Origin of the sequence: Bacillus cereus group sp. BfR-BA-01350 (genome assembly GCF_022663775.1) — a bacterium.
Classification (GTDB): Bacteria; Bacillota; Bacilli; order Bacillales; family Bacillaceae_G; genus Bacillus_A; species Bacillus_A paranthracis.
Genome location: NZ_JAKUGD010000003.1, coordinates 80,714 through 102,055, shown reverse-complemented (window position 1 = coordinate 102,055; position 21,342 = coordinate 80,714). Strand labels below are relative to the sequence as shown.

Here is a 21,342-nt window from a genome sequence, read left to right as displayed (position 1 = left end):
TTCTACATTTAGGGAGGGGGTAGGCTTGTTTTAATTCCGATCAAAGTCTCTTTGTATCAGGCTGTTTACACATTGCCCAAATAACTTCGCGTTAAGTTTGGGAGAATAATTTTTCCATTCTTACTGTATTTGTCGAATAACTCTGATAGGAGAAGAACAAAGCTTTTATACTCTTCGTCATTTTCTTTCGGAGCATAGGACGCTGATAAATTCCTTCCTAAAAAGCCTTCATAATCAAAAAGTAAATCATTTTGATATTCTTTAAACTCGTATTTTCCATCTTTAAAAAAGCTGTTAAACATTTCTGGAGTTTCATCTATTCCACCGCTAAAGCCTTTAAAGGTTGGACAGGTTTTCTGGCAAATTTCTGCGTTCTCTTTAATAAGTGGACTAGTTACATCTCTACTATTCCAAACAAGTGCAACGTTTGCTTTTTGTTTTAAAATTCGTTGGCATTCGATTTTGAAAGCCTCTTTATCAAACCAATGAAACGCTTGGGCAACAGTCACTAAATCTACACTATTTTCTTTTAAAGTGGTATTTTCAGCAGTTGCTTTTATAGATTGAAAACGAGGATATTGGTTTAACGATTGTTCTGCCATTTTTCTCATGTCATCATTTGGCTCCACTCCAATAACATGTAAACCACTTTCAAGCAGCTGGCGGCTAAATATCCCTGTACCTGAACCAATATCGGCCACAATTTGATTCTCATTTAGTTCGTTAGCCGAAAGCAAATAATCAATATATTCATTAGGATAACTAGGGCGATATTTCGCATATATATCGGCCTTGTCAGTAAAATTTTCTGTTGTTTTCACCGTACTACCTTCTTTCCAAAGATATTATGTATAGAAATAGGAACCAAATAGTAATTTTCGCATCGGTCTCTAAGTCTACAACGTAAGAGTCCAGCTAAATGGTGCTGCCTTAGTTCCCGTATTTAAATTATACTATTTTGCGTGATATCTTCCAAAAGACCATAATTTTTTATTCATCTAAATGGTCTAATTGTTGAATACTATGACCATTTGTATATCGTACGAGGTTTATGTAGGATAAGAGATTTCTATGTTTAATGTCCAAATTGGCCAATATATCCTTTTTACAATTTACTTAAAATCATGTATAACAGAGATACAAGATTATTTTATAAATATTCAAAAGCAAAGGGAGAATTATCGTAATGGTAAGGAAGACGTTCAAGATGCGCGTATCTAAAAATAGAACGATTTCAATTAATGGCTCAATTCTTGATGTGGATGTTACACATGATGAGTTTTTGCAAGAGTTTGTTGAGTGGGTCGATTCTAAAGGTTGGTCGTTTATGGGGATGACCGATGAGATTACACCTGAGGAAGCTAGTCAAAATTTAATAGATTCATTAATTGATGAGAAGGATAAGAAAGAATAATTCTTTCTTATTTTTTATTGTATATTTATGTTCTTTATCGTAAAAGTATGATATAGTAAAAAACAGTTAATTTTCTTCCAATTTAATACAAATTACATATAGATTGGTAGATTCAATTTTTAAACTGTGAGAGTATAGTGAAAAGGGAGAGTCATATGGTAAATTTAAAGAAAATTTTGGCTTTTATTACCGTTATTTGTTTATTTTTTTTGACACCTATGACGTTACGTGCTGAGACGAATATTGGAGTGAATCCAGAACAAGTGGCACCACCACCTAAGGAAGGGCCAAATGTTTTTAGTCAGTTTGCAACTACGATCGATGCGAAAACTGGAGATATTTTGTATGATAAAAACGCACATCATCGTGCGTTTCCGGCTAGTATGACGAAAGTGTTAACGGCGATTTTACTTATGGAGCATACGAAGCCAGAGGATCAATTTACGTTTTCACAATTAGCATTAGATCAAGAGAAGAGTAATTATCAAATTGAGTTTCAACCTGGTGAGACGATTAATAGAAATACTGCACTTATGATTTTAATGGTGCTGAGTGCAAATGATGTGTCGTATGCGATTGCGGAGCGTATTGGCGGAAGTGTTGAGAATTTCGCTAATATGATGAATGAGAGAGCGAAGCAATTAGGGGCTACCGATAGTCATTTTGTAACACCAAATGGATTGCATGATCCGAACCATTATACTACGCCATATGATATGGCTATGATTACGAGAGGTGTGCAAAAGTACCCTGAGATTTTGCAAGCGATGAATACGAAAAGGACGACAGTTACGACATCTAGGCAGACGGTGTCTATTTTTAATAAATCTACTTATTTTGAAAATCCATTTAGTATTGGCGGTAAGACAGGTTTTACAAATGAAGCGCGCAATACGCTCGTTCTATTAAATGAGAAGGATGGAAATCGTATTATAAATGTAGTAATGGCTTCTCAAAGACCTGAAATTTATGAAGATTTAAAGCAGATGGCGGACTATTCTTTTGGTCAATTTGTGAAGCAAACTGTACTGGATAAACATAGTTGGCATCAAAAGACAACGTATTTAAATAAAGATATTGATAGCGAGCTTGAAAAAAGTGCAGAAGTGATGCTTAAGAAAGATGAAGGAAAAAATGTGAAGACGACGTTCCGGGCGGCTACATTAGATAAAGATTCTTTGTATCATAAAGGAATTCATCGTGGTGAAGTAGTTGGTGCAGTTGATATTACGAAAAATAATCAAACAATTGCGACGGTAAATGTTCTTTCTAAAGAAGATGTTACTTTTGCGATGCCTAAAAAAGATACGATCGAGCCTGAAGTAAACGAATCAAACGTGAAAATAATAAGCATTGGAATAGGTGCCGCCATATTATTTGGAGCCATTTTATTTGTAGTGCTACGCCGAAATACAAAAGGAATGAAATCAGAAGAAAAATAAATTACTAGTTTAAAAGGACTGTGAAGAGACTTCTTCACAGTCCTTTTTTATATTGTAAATAACTAATAATTGTAAATTTTCTTATTGCATTTCTAATATGTTCGTTATATTATTTAGTTGTGTTCTTGTTAAAGAACAAAACTGAATATTGCATACTTCAAATAATATAAAACAACGGAGAGGAAGAGAAACGATGAAATTAATTTGGAAGGTGATTAGCAACGTTATCTCATTTGTTTTATTTGCGTTAATGGTTTGCTTAGCTTTTGTAGTTATTTCTTCAAAAGCGAGCGGTGGGGATCCAACGGTGATGGGATATCAATTTAAGAGCGTTCTTTCAGGATCGATGGAACCAACATTTTTAACAGGATCAATTATTGCGATAGAGCCGACGAAAGATGGTTCTAAATATCAAAAAGGTGATGTTATTACCTTTAAAGAGAAAGATGAAAAAATTATCACTCACCGTATTATCGGTGTAAAAGATACAAATGGAAAAGTAATGTATGAAACAAAAGGAGATAACAACAACGGGCCAGATTTAGAACCGGTACTTGCGGAGAATGTTATTGGGAAATATGCAGATATTACAGTTCCTTATGCAGGGTATGCATTAAATTATGCGAATTCAAAAGCGGGAGCTGCTTTGCTTCTTATTATTCCAGGAGTCTTTTTACTAGGTTATTCCGCTATTACTATCTTTAGTGCGATTCGTAGCATTGACGGAGAAAAGAAAGAGAAAAAAGTAGAACAATCCGTCTAGTTCGTTTGGTTATACTTTCCTTTTAGGAAGTTAACAAATATATATATTAAGGGGATATGGACATGACTTTAAAGAAAAAATTAGGGATGGGTATCGCATCAGCAGTATTAGGAGCGGCATTAGTTGGCGGAGGAACATTTGCATACTTTAGCGATAAAGAAGTGTCAAATAATACATTTGCGTCTGGTACGCTTGATTTAGCATTAAATCCATCAACAGTTGTTAATGTATCGAATTTAAAACCTGGTGATACAGTTGAAAAAGAATTTAAATTAGAAAATAAAGGGACATTAGATATTAAAAAAGTACTACTAAAAACAGATTACAATGTAGAAGATGTGAAGAAAGATAATAAAGATGATTTTGGTAAACATATTAAAGTAACATTCTTAAAAAATGTAGACAAGCATGAAACAATCGTAAAAGAAACAACGCTAGATAAATTGAAGGGTGACACACTTACTGCTGTAAATAATGATTTAGCTGCTTGGTTCTGGGATGAAAAAGGTATTTCAGCAGGTAAATCTGATAAATTCAAAGTGAAATTTGAATTCGTTGATAATAAAAAAGATCAAAATGAATTCCAAGGCGATAAGTTACAATTAACTTGGACGTTTGATGCACAGCAAGGCGATGGTGAAACAAAATAATAAGGACAACAAAAAGAGACTATCGAAAGTGATAGTCTCTTTTTCTGCTAAAAGTGAAATGTAAAAAGAAACATAATTTTTATATCATTTTGTAATTCATTTTATTATAATAAAGATATAGTTCTTGATAAAGAACGTGTTGTTCGATAGGAGAGATTAAAATGCTGAAGCCACCTCGTAAATTCAAAAAGATGCTTATATTGCCATGTTTGTGTTCTATTACTTTTTATTTAGGCTCTCAAATGATGACTTATACAGAAGCAGCTTTCATTCATGAGACGAAAGTAGAGGCCACTATTTCTACAGCAAGTATTTTTCCGAAAACAGTTGATCAATTAATAGAACAAGCTAAGCAGCATAAGGAAGTTATTTTGCATGAGTACGAAGGGATGAAATCAAAATTAACTGCTAGATCCACTCAGGAATTAGAACAGGCGCTTGTTATATGGAAGCAAGGGCGTGAGAAGATAGCTACTGAGAGAGAATCGTTACAAAAAGTATATAAATCAATAGAAGAACCTTATAATCAAGTACAAGAAGAGTTAAAAGGAAATGGAACTGAATCGAATAAGCAAGTATTCTCGTATGTGAATGCTGGCTTCCAAATAGTAAAAGACAACTGTCAGTATGTCGATAAAGAAGTAAATTTACAGGCGATCGATAAACAAATTCAAGAGTTTGAGAAGTTACTAGTAGATGAAACAGCAAAACAAGTGAGTGAGGCTGAGAAGCAAAAGGAATTAGAAGAGAAGAAACAAGAGGAAGCGAAAAAACTAGAAGAGAGTAAGAAACAAGAAGAAGCGAAAAAGCTAGAAGAGAAGAAGAAACAAGAAGAAGCGAAAAAGCTAGAAGAGAGTAAGAAACAAGAGGAAGCGAAAAAACTAGAAGAGAGTAAGAAACAAGAGGAAGCGAAAAAACTAGAAGAGAGTAAGAAACAAGAGGAAGCGAAAAAACTAGAAGAGAGTAAGAAACAAGAGGAAGCGAAAAAACTAGAAGAGAAGAAACAAGAAGAAGCGAAAAAGCTAGAAGAGAGTAAGAAACAAGAAGAGCAGAAAAATAAAGATAGCAAGTAAAATATAGTAATATTCTAGAGTAGATAGGGATCATAAATAAATAGGTGAGGAGAGCACTATCACTCGCCTATTTCTCATGTCCTGCTCATTTTATTATTTAGCCACCTAGAGGTAGTTAGATGGATGAAGGCTATTAGTTAGTGGGGATAAGTCAAGAGATCAACAATATTATTTTGATTTATCAATATTTAACTGAAAAATCAAAATAATATTGAGAAATAAAAATAACTGAAAATATTAATAAATATGTGTTGTATTTCTATAGTTATGTTCGTTATAATGAACATAAGGTTTTTAAAAAAGAACACATATTAGCTAAGCTAATATAGTTTTAGTTACATCTCTTATTTTAAATAAGAGATAGCAATAAAAAATATAAAAAACAGCTAGGGGGAATTGATTGTGAGTCTGAAAAAGAAATTAGGTATGGGAGTTGCATCAGCAGCATTGGGGTTATCTTTAATTGGTGGAGGAACATTCGCATACTTTAGCGATAAAGAAGTATCGAATAATACATTTGCGGCTGGGACGTTAGATCTTACATTAGACCCTACAACGCTTGTAGATATTAAAGATTTAAAACCAGGGGATTCTGTTAAGAAAGAGTTCTTATTAAAGAATAGCGGTTCATTAACAATTAAAGACGTTAAATTAGCGACAAAGTATACTGTGAAAGATGCAAAAGGCGATAATGCTGGTGAAGACTTTGGTAAGCACATTAAAGTGAAATTCCTTTGGAACTGGGATAAACAAAGTGAACCTGTATATGAAACAACTTTAGCAGACTTACAAAAAACCGATCCAGATCTTTTAGCTAAAGACATCTTTGCTCCTGAGTGGGGAGAAAAGGGTGGATTAGAAGCTGGTACAGAGGATTATTTATGGGTACAATTTGAATTTGTAGATGATGGAAAAGACCAAAATATCTTCCAAGGTGATTCGTTGAATTTAGAATGGACATTCAATGCTAACCAAGAAGCTGGCGAAGAAAAATAATAAAAAAGCGGGTATCCCCCGCTTTTTTTATAAAGAAAAAAGAAGTGCTGATTGTAAGCACTTCTTTCTATTTATTATTTTTGATCTTGCTTCCATTTTGTAAATTCAAGAAATTCACGAAATTGTTCTTTGGAGACGCCGGAGTTCATTGCATCTTTAACGAGCTGTGTCCATTCGGAGTCTAAGTGATTTTCCTTTGTTGTTTCATCATGAAGTAAAGTATCAACTGGAATTTGTAGAACTGCTGCAATTTTTTCAAGAAACTGAATGGAAGGGTTTTTTTGTAAATTTCGTTCTATAGAACTAATATAAGATTTAGCAACGCCAGCTTTTTCGGCAAGTTCAGTTAATGAAATACCTTTTTGTAAACGCAGGCGTTTTATACGTTCTCCAATCATATTTGCGCACCTTTCTATCAATATGTCGTCGTCTTATGATGTCATTATTATAACATAAACTTCGCTAAAAAGAACAAACCTATTGAGCCTGAGTGGCCGGCTTCATACGTTGGAAAAAATGTTCGATATCTTGCAAGGCGATACCAGCGTCTAGAGCTTCAAGTATTAAATCAATCCATTCTTGATCCAATGCGTCAGTCTTATCTTTGTACAAATGTAATTCCTCCCTAATTATCGGTCATAACTGCTGCTACAGAATACGTGATAATACAATCAGATTTTGTATTTATGTAGTGAATTATCAAATATTTTGTAGATAAAACAAAGATAAAATCCCCATTAAATTCCCTCTATGGCGATTATAAAGTTTCTGACAAATATTTTCAATATTTTCAGAAAACATTGTTGAATTGTGATATATTCGTATGCTAACTATGGAATTTTTACAAATATATTAAAAACATTACATAATATGACTAAATATTGAAAAAATATTGAATTTTTAATAAAATTCAATTTGTAATACATATTATTTATTAGGGGAGGAAATAAGGGATGAACAAGAAACCGTTCAAAGTTTTATCATCGATCGCTTTGACAGCTGTATTAGGTCTTTCATTCGGAGCAGGTGGTCAGTCTGCATATGCTGAAACGCCTGTTAATAAGACAGCTACGAGCCCAGTTGATGATCATTTAATTCCGGAAGAACGTTTAGCAGATGCGCTAAAAAAACGTGGGGTAATTGATTCGAAGGCTTCAGAGACAGAAACAAAGAAAGCTGTCGAAAAATACGTAGAGAACAAAAAGGGTGAAAATCCTGGGAAAGAAGTATCAAATGGGGACCCACTTACGAAAGAAGCATCTGACTTTTTAAAGAAAGTGAAAGATGCGAAAGCAGATACGAAAGAAAAGTTAGATAAACCTGCGACAGGAACACCTGCAGCGACAGGGCCAGTTAAGGGTGGTCTAAATGGTAAAGTACCAACATCTCCAGCAAAGCAAAAAGCGTACAACGGTGATGTTCGTAAAGATAAAGTACTCGTTCTACTTGTAGAGTACGCTGACTTTAAACATAACAATATCGATAAAGAACCTGGTTATATGTATTCGGAAGACTTTAACAAAGAACATTATGAAAAAATGTTATTCGGTAATGAGCCATTCGCATTAGAAGATGGTAGCAAAATTGAAACGTTTAAACAATATTACGAAGAGCAATCTGGCGGTAGTTATACAGTAGACGGAACAGTTACAAAATGGTTAACAGTTCCTGGTAAAGCTGCTGATTACGGTGCAGATGCTGGTACAGGTCATGATAATAAAGGACCAAAAGGACCACGTGATTTAGTAAAAGATGCATTAAAAGCAGCTGTAGATAGCGGTATTGATTTATCAGAGTTTGACCAATTCGATCAATACGATGTAAATGGTGATGGAAATCAAAAACAACCGGATGGTTTAATCGATCATTTAATGATTATTCATGCGGGTGTTGGACAAGAAGCAGGCGGTGGTAAATTAGGTGACGATGCAATCTGGTCACATCGCTGGACTGTTGGACCAAAACCATTCCCAATTGAAGGCACACAAGCGAAAGTTCCATATTGGGGTGGAAAGATCGCAGCATTCGACTACACAATTGAACCGGAAGATGGCGCGGTTGGTGTATTCGCGCATGAATACGGTCATGATTTAGGTCTTCCAGATGAGTATGATACAGACTATACCGGTCATGGTGAGCCAATTCAAGCTTGGTCTGTTATGAGTGGCGGAAGCTGGGCTGGTAAGATTGCGGGAACAACGCCAACGAGTTTCTCACCACAAAATAAAGAGTTTTTCCAAAAAACAATTGGTGGTAACTGGGCAAATATCGTAGAAGTAGATTACGAGAAATTAAATAAAGGTATCGGTCTAGCAACATATTTAGACCAAAGTGTTACGAAATCAGCAAGACCAGGTATGATTCGTGTGAACTTACCTGATAAAGATATAAAAACGATTGCTCCAGCGTTTGGTAAGCAGTATTACTACAGCACAAAAGGTGACAATCTGCATACAACGTTAGAAACACCATTGTTCGATTTAACGAATGCAACGAATGCGAAATTTGATTTCAAATCGTTATATGAAATTGAAGCAGAGTATGACTTCCTTGAAGTACATGCTGTAACAGAAGATGGTCAAAAAACGTTAATTGAAAAACTTGGTGAGAAAGCAAATAGTGGAAATGCCGATTCGACAAATGGAAAATGGATTGATAAATCATATGATTTAAGCCAATTCAAAGGTAAGAAAGTAAAATTAACATTTGAGTACATTACAGATGGTGGCTTAGCATTAAACGGTTTCTTACTTGATAATGCTTCATTAACAGTAGATGGTAAAGTAGTATTCTCTGATGATGCAGAAGGTACACCACAATTTAAATTAGATGGTTTTGTAGTTTCTAACGGAACTGAGAAGAAAAAACATAACTACTATGTAGAGTGGAGAAATCATACTGGATCAGATAGCGCATTGAAATTTGCTCGCGGTCCAGAATATAACTCTGGTATGGTTGTATGGTATGCAGACTCAGCTTACACAGATAACTGGGTTGGTTTACATCCAGGGCATGGTTTCCTTGGTGTAGTGGATTCTCATCCAGAAGCAATTGTAGGAACTTTAAATGGTAAACCGACAATTGAAAGTAGTACACGATTCCAAATCGCTGATGCGGCGTTCTCATTTGATAAAACGCCAGCATGGAAAGTTGTATCTCCAACGCGTGGAACGTATACGTATAATGGCTTAGCGGGTGTACCGAAGTTTGATGATTCGAAAACGTATATTAACCAACAGATTCCAGATGCAGGACGTATTTTGCCGAAGCTTGGTTTGAAATTTGAAGTAGTAGGACAAGCTGATGATAATTCTGCAGGTGCTGTTCGTTTATATCGTTAATACAGTAAAACTACCGAGAGATTTTCTTTCGGTAGTTTTTTTGTGAGCAATGAATTTTATATACAAAAAGAAATTATATATAATGTAACTTTACGAATAGAAATTTATTATATATGAAGTCTATATAAATAATGAAAGAATTGGATGAAAATAGTGGGAGAAGGTGAATGAATGAGTGTTTCTTCTATTGTAAATAAACAAAAGGAATATTTTTATAATGGCCATACGAGAAGTGTAGAAGTGAGAAAGAATAATTTGAAGAAGCTTTATGAAGGCATTCAGCGTTTTGAAGAAGAAATATTTCAGGCGTTAAAATTAGATTTAAATAAGTCAGTTCATGAGTCATTTACAACGGAAGTGGGATATGTATTAAAAGAAATCTCTTTTCAATTGAAGCATATTTCATCGTGGAGTAAACCGAAGCGTGTTCGAACAGCACTTACTCATTTTGGATCAAAGGGGAAAGTAGTGCCTGAACCGTACGGTGTGACACTTATTATTGCACCGTGGAACTATCCGTTTCAATTAGCAATTGCACCGCTTGTAGGAGCTCTAGCAGCTGGAAATACAATCGTTTTAAAACCGTCGGAGTTAACGCCAAACGTTTCCAAAGTGATTACAAGGATGTTAGCGGATTTATTCCAAGAAGAGCTTGTAGCGGTAGTAGAAGGCGGCGTTGAAGAGAGTACAGCTTTGCTGAAGGAACCATTTGATTATATTTTCTTCACAGGTAGTGTGGGCGTTGGGAAAGTTGTCATGGAAGCAGCAGCAAAACAGTTGACGCCGCTTACGTTAGAACTTGGCGGGAAAAGTCCATGTATTGTACATAAAGATGCGAAAATAGATGTAACGGCAAGAAGGATTGTGTGGGGAAAGTTTTTAAATGCAGGGCAAACGTGTGTAGCGCCTGATTATCTGTATGTGCATGCTTCGGTGAAAGGACAGTTAATTGAAGCGTTGCGACATGAAATTGAGGAGCAGTATGGAAAAGAGCCGCTACACAATGATAATTATGTACGAATTGTGAGTGAACGTCATTTTGAACGTTTATGTACGTTTTTGAAAGATGGTAAAACTGTAATTGGCGGGAACTATAAAAAAGAAACTTTGCATATTGAACCGACAGTAGTAACGAATATTACATGGCAAGATGCTGTTATGGAAGATGAAATTTTTGGTCCGATTTTACCAATTATAGAGTACGAAAACATAGAAGAGGCAATTGACACAATTCAGCAACATCCGAAACCGTTAGCGTTATATGTATTCTCTGAAGATAAAGAAGTGCAAAAGAAAGTAACGAGTAATATTTCGTATGGCGGAGGCTGTGTTAATGATGTTGTTTATCATCTTGCAACGCCATATTTACCTTTTGGAGGCGTCGGAAGTAGTGGATTAGGGAGTTATCATGGGGAAGAAAGTTTTCGGACTTTTTCACATTATAAAAGCATTTTAGCCCAATCTACGGCATTCGATATGAAAATTCGTTACTCTTCTACAAAAAGTGCTTTAAAATTCATACGAAAGTTGTTAAAATGATGATGGTGTTTATCAGTAGGCGTAGCCGTATGATAATAGCCCCTTCGCAATGGAAGGGGTTTTTCTGTTCGACATTATGTATCAGGCGAAAATGAATCAAACATACTACATAAAGAATAGAAGTGAACGTTTGCTAAATAACCATTTTTGTTTGGATCGAAACAAAAAATAGTCTATAGAACATAAATATTTATTCATGAATATAAAAATTAAAATTTAAGGTAGATTGGACGGGAAAATGAAAAAGATTATTAAAGTTGAAGCAGTAGAAAAACATTTTGGAAATCAAGTGATTATCCCACCGCTTTCTTTAGATATTAAAGAAGGGGAATTTTTAACGATTTTAGGACCGAGTGGTTGCGGGAAAACGACGTTACTTCGTATGATCGCAGGATTTGAAACGCCAACTAAAGGGAATCTTTTATTAGATGATGAAAAGATTAACGATTTGCCACCATATAAGCGTCATATGAACCTAGTGTTCCAACATTATGCGCTATTCCCACATATGAATGTGGAGAAAAATATTTGTTTCGGTATGAAAATGCAGAAAGTACCGGCAGCAGAGCAGAAAGAGCGTGCTGAAGAGGCAATGCGTTTAACGCAGTTACTTGAGTTCCGTAATCGTAAACCTGCGAAGCTTTCTGGTGGACAGCAGCAGCGTGTAGCAATTGCGAGAGCGATTGTAAATAACCCGCGTGTATTATTACTAGATGAGCCACTTGGGGCGTTAGACTTTAAGTTAAGAAAAGACTTGCAACGTGAATTGAAAAACTTACAACGTAATTTAGGAATTACGTTCATATACGTAACGCATGATCAAGAAGAAGCGATGAGCATGAGTGATCGTATCGTTGTTATGAATAAAGGACATATTGAACAAATTGGAACGCCGAAAGAAATTTATAATAAGCCGAAAACATTGTTCGTTGCGACATTTATCGGTGAAAATAATATTGTGAAAAACGGGGAAGGCTATGTAGCAATTCGCCCTGAAAACGTAAAAGTGCGTTCGGTTGAAGAGCCGGTTTTAAAAGAATACCATCTTGGACATATTGAAGACATTGAGTTTGTTGGAAATATGGAAAAGCTTTATGTACGTGATGAGAAAACATCAGAATTACTAATGGCATATCAAACTGCTGAAGAAGCAGCGCAGTGGAGCATTGGAGATAATGTATACGTAGGCTGGGAGCAAGAGGACGAGGTGACCTTAAATTGAAAAAAGGGAAATTACTCGCACTACCTACAGTCGCATGGCTGTTAATCTTCTTCCTAATTCCCCTTCTGTTTGTATTGGCATTTGCCTTCATGCAGCGCGGAGCATATGGGACAGTGGAAATGCAATTTACATTAGAGAACATAGCACGTGTATTTGACCCATTATATATGGGGACGTTATGGGAAACAGTGAAAATTGCGGTTATTACGACAGTAATATGTTTACTGATCGGTTATCCATTTGCGTATACAATTACAATTGTTGATCGTAAATATCGTTCGATTCTTTTATTATTGGCAACGATCCCGTTTTGGATTAACTTCCTTGTTCGTTCATACGCATGGATTGTTATTTTACGTTCACAAGGTCTTGTAAACACATTGTTATTGAAGCTAGGCGTTATTAGTGAACCGTTAAATTTACTATACAATACACCTTCTGTAATACTTGGGATGGTATATTCTTTATTACCATTTATGATTTTACCGGTGTATGCAGCGATTGAGCAGCTTGATAAGCGTAAGCTAGAAGCAGCTTATGATTTAGGGGCAACACCAGTAAAGGCATTTTGGAATGTTACAGTACCAATGACGATGTCAGGGATTGCTACCGGTTCTATTTTAGTGTTTGTTTCTTCTATCGGAATGTTTGTTGTATCAGACGTTATGGGTGGATCGAAAGTAGCATTAATCGGAAACGTAATTCAAAATCAATTCTTAGGAGCGCGTGATTGGCCGTTTGGATCTGCGTTATCTATGATTGTTGTTCTATTCTCTGTTCTGTTAATTTACTTATATTATCGTGCAACGAAAGTATATAAATATGATGGGAACGGAGGGGAATAGGCAAAAATGAAGAAGTTTTTAGTTTCTTATTCTTGGTTAATTTTATTGTTCTTGTATTTTCCAATGATGGTTTTAATGGTATATTCCTTCAATGATTCTCGCATTAATGCGGAATGGGAAGGGTTCACATTCCATTGGTATACAGATTTATTTCAAAAACAAGATGTTATTGATGCATTTGTAAATAGTATGACGATTGCGATCGTAACGACGATTGTAACGACTGTTCTTGGTGTGATTTTCGCAATTGCATTACATCGTTATAAATATCGTTATGAAGGGGCCATTAATGGTCTTGTGTATTTACCAATTTTAATTCCTGATATTTTAATGGGATTATCTTTACTTATTTTATTTAGTCAATTAGGTATGGAGCTTGGTAAAACAACAATTATTATTGCACACATTACTTTTAGCATTTCATTTGTTGTCGTTATTTTAGCAGCACGTCTTTCTGGTATGGGACGTGATTTAGAAGAGGCTGCGAATGATTTAGGAGCAACGCCGTGGCAAACATTTCGTTTTGTAACGTTCCCAGCGATTGCACCTGGAGTTATTTCGGCTGCATTATTAACATTCACATTATCAATTGATGATTTTGTAATTAGTTTCTTCGTATCAGGACCAGGATCAACAACATTGCCATTATACATTTACAGTATGGTTAAGCGCGGAGTATCACCAGAAATTAATGCACTTTCTACAATTTTAATTGTAGCTATCGTAGGATTAATGGTTCTATCTGAAATCTTCCGTAACAAAGGTGCAGATGGTGAAGAAAACTCTGGAGGACACCTTCCTTTATAATACGAACGATATAGAAAGTACGAGGGGGTAATAAACCGATGAAATTGATGAAAAGATTAGCCGGCGCAGCAATTAGCTTTAGCCTTGTTGCTGGTGTACTTGCTGGTTGTGGTGAAAAAAAAGAAGAGTTAAACATTTATAGCTGGGCTGACAATTTTGATGAGCAAGTGCTAAAAGATTTTGAAAAGAAATATAACGTGAAAATAAACTATGATAAGTATGCAAGTAATGAAGAAATGCTTGCGAAATTACAAGCAGGTGGCGCGAAGTATGATTTAATTCAGCCATCTGACTACATGGTTAAAACAATGGCGAAAATGGACTTATTAGCACCGTTAGATAAGAAGAATATCCCGAATATCGAAAATATGGTTTCTAATTTCAAAACACCTGCGTTTGATCCAGAGAATAAATATTCTTTAGTATATACTTGGGGTGTAACAGGAATCGCATACAATAAAAAGTATGTGAAGGAAGCACCTACAAGCTGGGCTGACTTATGGAATGAGAAATATAAAGGGCATGTAACTTTATTAAATGATTCTCGTGAAGTGTTAGGAATGGGTCTTAAAAAGCATGGTTTCTCAAACAGCACGAAAGACGATGCGCAGTTAAAGACAGCAGCAGATGATTTAAAGAAGCTGCTTCCAAACTTATTAGCATTTGATACAGATAATATTAAACAGAAATTTATTACAGAAGATGCGTGGATCGGAACAGTTTGGTCTGGAGATGCAGCATTTATCGCTAAAGATAATAAAGATGTAGAGTACGTTGTACCAAAAGAAGGCGGCACAATTTGGGCTGACACGTTAGCAATTCCAAAAGGTGCGAAAAACAAAGAGCTTGCAGAGAAGTTTATGAACTACTTATTAGATGAAAAAGTAAGTGTGAAAAACTACGAGTCAATTGGATACAGTAATCCAAATGAAAAAGCTCATCCTCTTCATAGTAAAGAATATCGTGATAACCACATGATTTTCTTAACGAAGGAAGAATTAGATCGTACAGAATGGCTTGTTGATGTAGACGATAAGTTAAAAGACTATGATCGTTACTGGACAGAGCTAAAAACAAAAGGTAAATAAGTAAGAAAATGCGGTTTCTACAGTAGAAATCGCATTTTTTCATAGTAGGAGGAAATCGTTTGAAGAAGAAGTTACATCAATATGAGCTGATATGTATCGCTTTATTACTTGCTGTATTTGGCATTGTTGCTTGGCGCGTACATGCGGGTGGCGTTACAGTGATGGATACATATGTCCGAGGATTAGTAAAAGGAGTACAAACAGAAGAGTCGTTTGCATTTTTCTCACATTATACAAAATTAGGGTCTGCCATTGGAATCGTAACTACGCTCATTATAAGTTTACTTGTTTTTTGGAGAAAACGTTATTATGCTGCGATGATCGTATATCCAATGGGCATTTTAACAACACATCTTGTGAATAAAGGGATAAAAGAAATTATGAAAAGGGATCGTCCGTCGTTAAATGAAACGTTGGATGCGCTTGGGTATAGCTTCCCTAGTGGGCATGCGATGTTATCTATTATGACATTCGGGTTTCTTGCTTATATCATTGCAGCAAATTTGAAGAGTGTGACCGGAAAATATGTGATAACGCTTTTCATGGGAATAGTAATCGTATCGATTGGATTAAGTAGAGTCATTTTAAATGTACATTATCCAACTGATATTTTAGCAGGCTACTGCGTAGGTGGTATTTTATTAATTATGGCGATTTATTACCATCGTTTACTTACTGAGAGGTTTGCTCTTCATAAAGAGAGATAGAAAAACGTCTAGAAAAACTATTATTATAGTTTTTTTAGACGTTTTTTGTTTGTATGAAGATGTGATACATTATAAGTAACAATTGAATGATGTAAAGTAGGTGAAATGTGTGAAAACAAATGTACATAAAGTAGATAAGTGGGGGAAGTTAGGCGCTTTTTTATATCAGTTTCGTTATACAGTAATTGTAGCATTATTATTGCTTGCGATAGCACTGGGTATTTTCGCTCCAAAGTTACCGGGAGTATTAGGTGGTGATGGCTTTCAAACGGAAGGGGACTATCAAAAAACGAAAGAAATTTTAGATAAAGATTTTAAGAGGTCTCAAGATACGCTCCTACTCGTTTTTGAAAAAAATAAAGGTGTTTCACATGAGGAATTTAAAAAGCAGTTAGAGGAAATTGTAAAGAATGTTCAAGAGAAAGAGACATATGAATCTTTCCATCATCCAGTGCAAAATAAAGAAATGTTACAAGATGATATCGGCTATGCGACAATTTTATTTTCCGGGAAAACAAATAAAGAACGAATGGAAAAGACATTACAATTTGCTGATAAAATTGAAAAGGAAAGTAATACAGCATTAAAAGTAACACCTACAGGGTTTCCAAAAATTAATAAAGAGATTAATGAAAGAACGCAAAATGATTTAAAAGTGGCAGAGATGATTGGGTTACCGATTGCATTTCTCGTATTACTATTTTCATTTGGTAGCCTTTTGGCATCTATTTTACCAATTGTAAATGGGGCACTTAGTGTTATAAGTACGATGGGCATATTATACTTTATAGGTAGCGATAAAGAACTATCTATCTTTGTGTTAAATGTTGCACCGATGATCGGACTTGCGCTATCTATTGATTTTGCGCTATTATTTGTAAATCGTTTTCGAGAGGAAGTTGCAAAGCGAACGGTAAAAGAAGCAATAGCAATTACATATCAGACAGCAGGGCGGGCAATCGTATTTTCAGGATTATGTGTATTCGTTGGCCTATCCGGTTTGTTTTTCTTTAAAATCGATTATATTCAGTCTGTCGCAATTAGTGGAATGATTGTTGTGATTATGAGTATTGTATTCTCGCTCACACTCCTTCCAGCGCTATTATCCTTAATCGGTAAACGAATATTAAAAAAGAATCAAGTAGCACATACGCCGGCAAAGGCGTGGCGTAAATTTGCACAATTTGTAATGAAACACCCAATTGCGATGATTATTGTTGTTACAACATTTATTGTGATTTGTTTATTACCATTACGTACAGCTAATTTACAGTTCCCTGACGTAGAAGCTTTACCTAAACAAAGTGATACAAGAATTGCATATGAGAAGTACGAAGAGGCATTTAATAAAACTGCAAAAACACATGCTGATGCTACGTTAGTGGTAGAGACGAAAAAAGATATGAGAGAAAAAGAAAGTTTACAAAAGGTAGAAGAAGTCGTTCAAAAGTTAAAAGATGATAAGAAAGTATATGAAGTAAGAAGTTTATACGACAGTTTAAATGGAATGAAATCAGATCAAGTTGCTGGGATGTTACAGTCGCCAGAAGCTGCTAAAATAGCTCCGGTATTTGAAGCGTATACGAAAGGAAATAAGACAACAATCGAAGTCTTTTTAGATACAAAACCACGTACAGAAATTGCGAAACAGTGGGTGCGTGATTTTAAACAAAATTATAAAGAAACGAATGTTACGTATTATCTAGGCGGAATGACGACGTTCCAACAAGAGTTAGAAGATGAAATTAAAGATAAAGTTGCAATTGGTATGTCTGTTATATTTGGATCGACCTTCGTTATATTATTATTTGCATTCCGATCTATACTCATTCCAATTAAGGCAATTATTATGAATATACTTAGTTTAAGCGCAACAATTGGAATTGTTGTTTGGTTATTTGAAGGTGGTCATTTTGGTTTAGAAGCAAGTCCAGTTCTATTTGTTTTACCAATCTTTATTTTCGGCCTCGTCTTTGGGCTTAGCATGGATTATGAAGTCTTTCTTATTTCACGTATCCATGAATTATATGAAGAAACAGGAGATAATAATCAAGCGACGTTAGAAGGACTTGTGTCAACAAGTAGAATTATTACGTCAGCCGCTTTAATTATGATTGTTGTAACTGGTGCGTTTGCTTTTACTGATATTTTACCAGTACGACAAATGGGGCTTGGCGTCGCATTAGCGATATTCCTTGATGCAACAATTATTCGTCTTATGCTCGTACCAAGTTTAATGAAATTGTTTGGAGACTGGAACTGGTGGTTACCATTTCGAAAGAAAAAAGAAAAATCATCGTAAAAAATACTCATCTTATAGATGAGTATTTTTTTATGAATAGCAAGACCTACATTTTGCAAATAGTATGTGATAAGAACATTACATATAAGTAGGTGAAGGCAATGTTTCGTTATTTTAAATTTAAGCTAAATGATACAGTACAGTTTGCAGAAAACGATGGGCATATGTATCGCATTGTCGGTTATCGGTTAGAAAAAGGATTTTATCCAAAAGATGAATGGACTCATATTATTTATGAATTGCTTAGGGATTTTGATGGGTATACGATGGATGCGGAAGAAGAGGAACTTGTAAAGGTCATTCAAGTAGAGGATGAGTATTACAAAATACAAGAAGTATCGGGCTATCGTTATCCGGTAAAAATGAAGCAAAAACAACAAGTGATGAAAACAGAAAAGATGGATGACTTATTAGATACGTATAACGATTATAAGAGGTTGGCGGATTTCTTTAAAGATTTATCATATGAACAAAAAGCGGAAGAAGTGTTGCAGGAAATGAGAAGGCGTAGAGCATGAGGGGCAGTCTATTATAAGACTGTCCTCTATTTTTGACGGTGCATCAAAGTGTATTTTCCGTTACAATGAGAGAATCAATAGAAATAAGATAAGGTGATACAGTATGGAAACGAAGAAGAAGGGCGAATGGTGCGAAATGACTGTGCCAGCGAAATGGAATGGTATAAGCATTGAGTCGTTATTAAAAATAGAATGGGAAATACCGAAAAAGTTGTTACATCAGCTTCGTATGGAAAAAGGTGTTACCGTTAATGGAGAACAGAGAAGATGGAATGAGCTTTTAAAAGAAGGCGATAAGTTGCAAGTTCATATGTTTATGGAGGAAGAATACGATGTAGAGCCTGAATATGGTGAATTACATGTAGTATATGAAGACGATCATGTACTCATTGTAAATAAGCCTGAGAAGATGGATACGCATCCTTCTGAAAAAGGTGGGATGGGAACACTTGCAAACCTTGTTGCCTTTCATTTTCAAATGCAAGGTTTAGAGACGAAGGTTCGTCATATTCATCGGTTAGATAAAGATACGACAGGTGGTGTCGTGTTTGCCAAACATAGAATTGCTGGTGCAATTATGGATCGTTTATTAATGGAACGAAAAATTAAAAGAACATATGCAGCTCTTGTAGAAGGCAAAGTGAAAAAGAAGCAAGGAACGATTGACGCGGCTATCGGAAGAGATCGCCATCATGCGACGAGACGACGTGTTTCTCCAAAGGGAGATCAAGCAATTACATATTATAAAGTAGAGAAGTATTTTAGAAAACAAAATGTTACGCTTGTAACGTTACAATTAGAAACTGGTAGAACCCATCAAATTCGTGTTCATATGAGCTATAATGGTAATCCGTTAGTTGGGGATGTTTTATATGGTGGAGGAACGAAATATATGTCTAGGCAAGCGTTACATGCGATGAAGATAAACTTTTTACATCCAATTACGAAAGAAGAGATTGAAGTGGATGTACCATTTCCTACAAAATTAAATGACACAATGAAAGAATTTCAAAGAGTAAATGCGTAAAGTGTAAGTTTAAATTTGAGAAAGTAGATTTTTGCAGGAATTTCTCTAAAAGAAGCGAAGCCGTTAAGAGAAAAGAGAGGTGAGAATCACTTGATCAAATATAAATATATACTAGGAATATTTTTCGCTTGTCTTTTAGTTACTCTATGTCTCTATCCATATTTACCAGAGCATTTGGCGGTACATTGGGATGGAAATGGTCGGCCAAACGAGTTTATGAGTAAACAAGTTGTTATAGCACTTATTCCTTGTCTTATTATTTTCTTACATGGATTGATGTATATTATTTCACATAATATATATAAGTTTAATGAAGACGAGCATGTCATTATAAGTGGATTTCTAAAGACGATTACTTTATTTATGTTGTTTATCCATATGCTCATTCTTTTTATTAATTTTGGAAGCATGATATCCTTTCAAACAGGACTAACAATTGGGATTAGTATGTTTCTCTTTATGCTTAGTAAGGCGTTTAAAAAAGTTCAGAGTACGGAAAAAGACTCAATCAAATTAAAAAAAATCCGTTTAGTGAGTAGACGGATTTTTCAAGTGATGGCATGTAGTATATTGTTTTCATTGTTTTTGAACTTGAAATGGGGATTTTATGTGTTACTTAGCGTAATAAGTGGTGGTTCTATTTTGTTTATGTTCTACGCTTTATACTCATACATAATAGAAAGTTATGAAACGTAAAAAAGAGTCTTCTCATTATGAGAAGACTCTTTTAATCTATTTACTTCGTAATAAATTGTTGTGTCCAGTAGTTGCCGCTTTCTACATAGCCAACACCGATGTGAGTGAAGCCATTATTTAAGATGTTTGCACGGTGTCCAGCACTGTTCATCCAAGCTTGTACTACTTCTTCAGGTGTACGTTGGCCTTGGGCAATGTTTTCACCTGCAGATGTATAAGAAATACCAAATTTCTTCATCATGTCAAACGGAGACCCGTATGTAGGGCTGTTATGATCAAAGTAGTTATTTTTTTGCATATCTTCAGATTTAATGCGTGCTACTTTGCTTAATTCAGTGTCGATTTTTAAAGCTGGTAAACCTTGTTTTGCACGCTCAGCGTTTGTTAATTCAACAACACGTTGTTCGAACTCGCTTAAAGATTTTGCTTCTTCAGCAGGCTTTTGCTCAGCTGGTTTTTGTTCAGCCGGTTTTTGCGTATTATTGTTTTCAGCAGGCTTTTGAGCTTCTGGTTTTTGAACTTCTTCAGCAGGCTTTTGCTCGGCCGGTTTTTGCTCAGCAGGCTTTTGAGTTTCTGGCTTAGCTGTCGGTTGCTCAGTTACAACATTTTCAGTAGGTTGTTGACCAGGAATAATGCAATTTGGTTGGAAGTTTCCTTGTTGCCATTGTGCTAATGACTCAACGCCCATAGATTGTAAGAATGCTTGTAATTCTTGTTGGCTCATTTGCTTCATCATCACTTTTGAATGCTGAATATTTTGAACCTTTATGTTAGATGGTTGTACTGTTGCAGCTTGTGCATCTAGAGAAGATACTCCTAAAGTAAGAGCCGTTGCAGCAGCTACAGATAATAAAACACGCTTTTTCATGATGTGTGTCCCCCTATATAAAGTTTTAATTTGTTTTCACACGA

At 35.3% G+C, this 21,342-nt stretch carries 21 protein-coding genes; 17 read left to right on the top strand and 4 right to left on the bottom strand.

Features of this window, described 5'->3' with window-relative positions; translation table 11 throughout:
• Positions 1-65 precede the first annotated feature (65 nt).
• On the bottom strand, positions 66-821 hold the full coding sequence (locus MR147_RS08270; RefSeq protein WP_074607982.1) for a class I SAM-dependent methyltransferase: 756 nt from the start codon (positions 819-821) through the stop codon (positions 66-68).
• A gap of 365 nt (positions 822-1,186) precedes the next feature.
• On the opposite strand from MR147_RS08270, the gene MR147_RS08265 reads away from it, so the two are divergent.
• The 6 genes from MR147_RS08265 to calY all read left to right on the top strand — a co-directional run bounded on the left by MR147_RS08265 (position 1,187) and on the right by calY (position 6,338).
• Positions 1,187-1,414 (top strand): hypothetical protein, encoded by a 228-nt coding sequence (locus MR147_RS08265; RefSeq protein WP_000251858.1) that lies wholly within the window; start codon positions 1,187-1,189, stop codon positions 1,412-1,414.
• 155 nt (positions 1,415-1,569) lie between these two features.
• Positions 1,570-2,856, top strand: a complete 1,287-nt coding sequence (locus MR147_RS08260; protein WP_242303918.1) for a D-alanyl-D-alanine carboxypeptidase family protein — start codon at positions 1,570-1,572, stop codon at positions 2,854-2,856.
• A 193-nt stretch (positions 2,857-3,049) separates the two neighbouring features.
• Positions 3,050-3,619 (top strand): signal peptidase I SipW, encoded by a 570-nt coding sequence (sipW, locus tag MR147_RS08255; protein ID WP_000767813.1) that lies wholly within the window; start codon positions 3,050-3,052, stop codon positions 3,617-3,619.
• Positions 3,620-3,681: 62 nt separating this feature from the next.
• Positions 3,682-4,269: a CalY family protein gene (locus MR147_RS08250; protein ID WP_000172849.1), complete on the top strand. Its 588-nt coding sequence runs from the start codon at positions 3,682-3,684 to the stop codon at positions 4,267-4,269.
• Positions 4,270-4,430: 161 nt separating this feature from the next.
• Positions 4,431-5,342, top strand: a complete 912-nt coding sequence (locus MR147_RS08245; RefSeq protein WP_242303917.1) for a DUF4047 domain-containing protein — start codon at positions 4,431-4,433, stop codon at positions 5,340-5,342.
• A gap of 402 nt (positions 5,343-5,744) precedes the next feature.
• The gene (gene calY / locus MR147_RS08240; RefSeq protein ID WP_061185640.1) at positions 5,745-6,338 is read left to right on the top strand and encodes a biofilm matrix protein CalY; all 594 of its coding nucleotides are present in this window, start codon (positions 5,745-5,747) and stop codon (positions 6,336-6,338) included.
• A gap of 74 nt (positions 6,339-6,412) precedes the next feature.
• Here the strand turns inward: calY and MR147_RS08235 are convergent, their stop codons facing one another.
• Together MR147_RS08235 and MR147_RS08230 are read right to left on the bottom strand one after the other, a co-directional pair.
• Positions 6,413-6,736: a helix-turn-helix domain-containing protein gene (locus MR147_RS08235; protein ID WP_000578880.1), complete on the bottom strand. Its 324-nt coding sequence runs from the start codon at positions 6,734-6,736 to the stop codon at positions 6,413-6,415.
• Between the two features lie 79 nt (positions 6,737-6,815).
• Positions 6,816-6,950: an anti-repressor SinI family protein gene (locus MR147_RS08230; RefSeq protein ID WP_000276215.1), complete on the bottom strand. Its 135-nt coding sequence runs from the start codon at positions 6,948-6,950 to the stop codon at positions 6,816-6,818.
• A 341-nt stretch (positions 6,951-7,291) separates the two neighbouring features.
• On the opposite strand from MR147_RS08230, the gene inhA1 reads away from it, so the two are divergent.
• The 11 genes from inhA1 (at position 7,292) to MR147_RS08175 (ending at position 20,430) form a co-directional block, all read left to right on the top strand.
• Positions 7,292-9,679, top strand: coding sequence for a M6 family metalloprotease immune inhibitor InhA1 (inhA1, locus tag MR147_RS08225; RefSeq protein ID WP_074607977.1), 2,388 nt, complete (start codon positions 7,292-7,294; stop codon positions 9,677-9,679).
• 171 nt (positions 9,680-9,850) lie between these two features.
• On the top strand, positions 9,851-11,218 hold the full coding sequence (locus MR147_RS08220; RefSeq protein WP_242303916.1) for an aldehyde dehydrogenase: 1,368 nt from the start codon (positions 9,851-9,853) through the stop codon (positions 11,216-11,218).
• Between the two features lie 238 nt (positions 11,219-11,456).
• Positions 11,457-12,440 (top strand): spermidine/putrescine ABC transporter ATP-binding protein PotA, encoded by a 984-nt coding sequence (potA, locus tag MR147_RS08215; protein WP_074607973.1) that lies wholly within the window; start codon positions 11,457-11,459, stop codon positions 12,438-12,440.
• Positions 12,437-13,285: a spermidine/putrescine ABC transporter permease PotB gene (gene potB / locus MR147_RS08210; protein WP_070805543.1), complete on the top strand. Its 849-nt coding sequence runs from the start codon at positions 12,437-12,439 to the stop codon at positions 13,283-13,285. Before potA ends, potB begins: the two co-directional genes overlap by 4 nt.
• Before the next feature lie 6 nt (positions 13,286-13,291).
• Positions 13,292-14,092, top strand: coding sequence for a spermidine/putrescine ABC transporter permease PotC (gene potC, locus MR147_RS08205; RefSeq protein ID WP_000714198.1), 801 nt, complete (start codon positions 13,292-13,294; stop codon positions 14,090-14,092).
• A gap of 38 nt (positions 14,093-14,130) precedes the next feature.
• Positions 14,131-15,180: a spermidine/putrescine ABC transporter substrate-binding protein PotD gene (gene potD, locus MR147_RS08200; RefSeq protein WP_074607970.1), complete on the top strand. Its 1,050-nt coding sequence runs from the start codon at positions 14,131-14,133 to the stop codon at positions 15,178-15,180.
• Positions 15,181-15,239: 59 nt separating this feature from the next.
• A complete protein-coding gene (locus tag MR147_RS08195; protein ID WP_139302782.1) occupies positions 15,240-15,887 on the top strand; it encodes a phosphatase PAP2 family protein in 648 nt (215 codons plus the stop codon).
• 109 nt (positions 15,888-15,996) lie between these two features.
• Complete coding sequence (locus tag MR147_RS08190) at positions 15,997-18,189, top strand: MMPL family transporter (RefSeq protein ID WP_074607968.1); 2,193 nt, start codon at positions 15,997-15,999, stop codon at positions 18,187-18,189.
• Positions 18,190-18,290: 101 nt separating this feature from the next.
• Positions 18,291-18,707, top strand: a complete 417-nt coding sequence (locus MR147_RS08185) for a hypothetical protein (protein ID WP_000490293.1) — start codon at positions 18,291-18,293, stop codon at positions 18,705-18,707.
• 103 nt (positions 18,708-18,810) lie between these two features.
• Positions 18,811-19,734 (top strand): RluA family pseudouridine synthase, encoded by a 924-nt coding sequence (locus tag MR147_RS08180; protein WP_000448363.1) that lies wholly within the window; start codon positions 18,811-18,813, stop codon positions 19,732-19,734.
• 90 nt (positions 19,735-19,824) lie between these two features.
• Entirely contained in the window at positions 19,825-20,430 is a 606-nt protein-coding gene (locus MR147_RS08175) for a DUF1648 domain-containing protein (protein WP_000598989.1), read from the top strand.
• Positions 20,431-20,470: 40 nt separating this feature from the next.
• Here the strand turns inward: MR147_RS08175 and MR147_RS08170 are convergent, their stop codons facing one another.
• Entirely contained in the window at positions 20,471-21,298 is an 828-nt protein-coding gene (locus MR147_RS08170; RefSeq protein WP_000747582.1) for a CAP domain-containing protein, read from the bottom strand.
• Between the last annotated feature and the right edge of the window lie 44 nt (positions 21,299-21,342).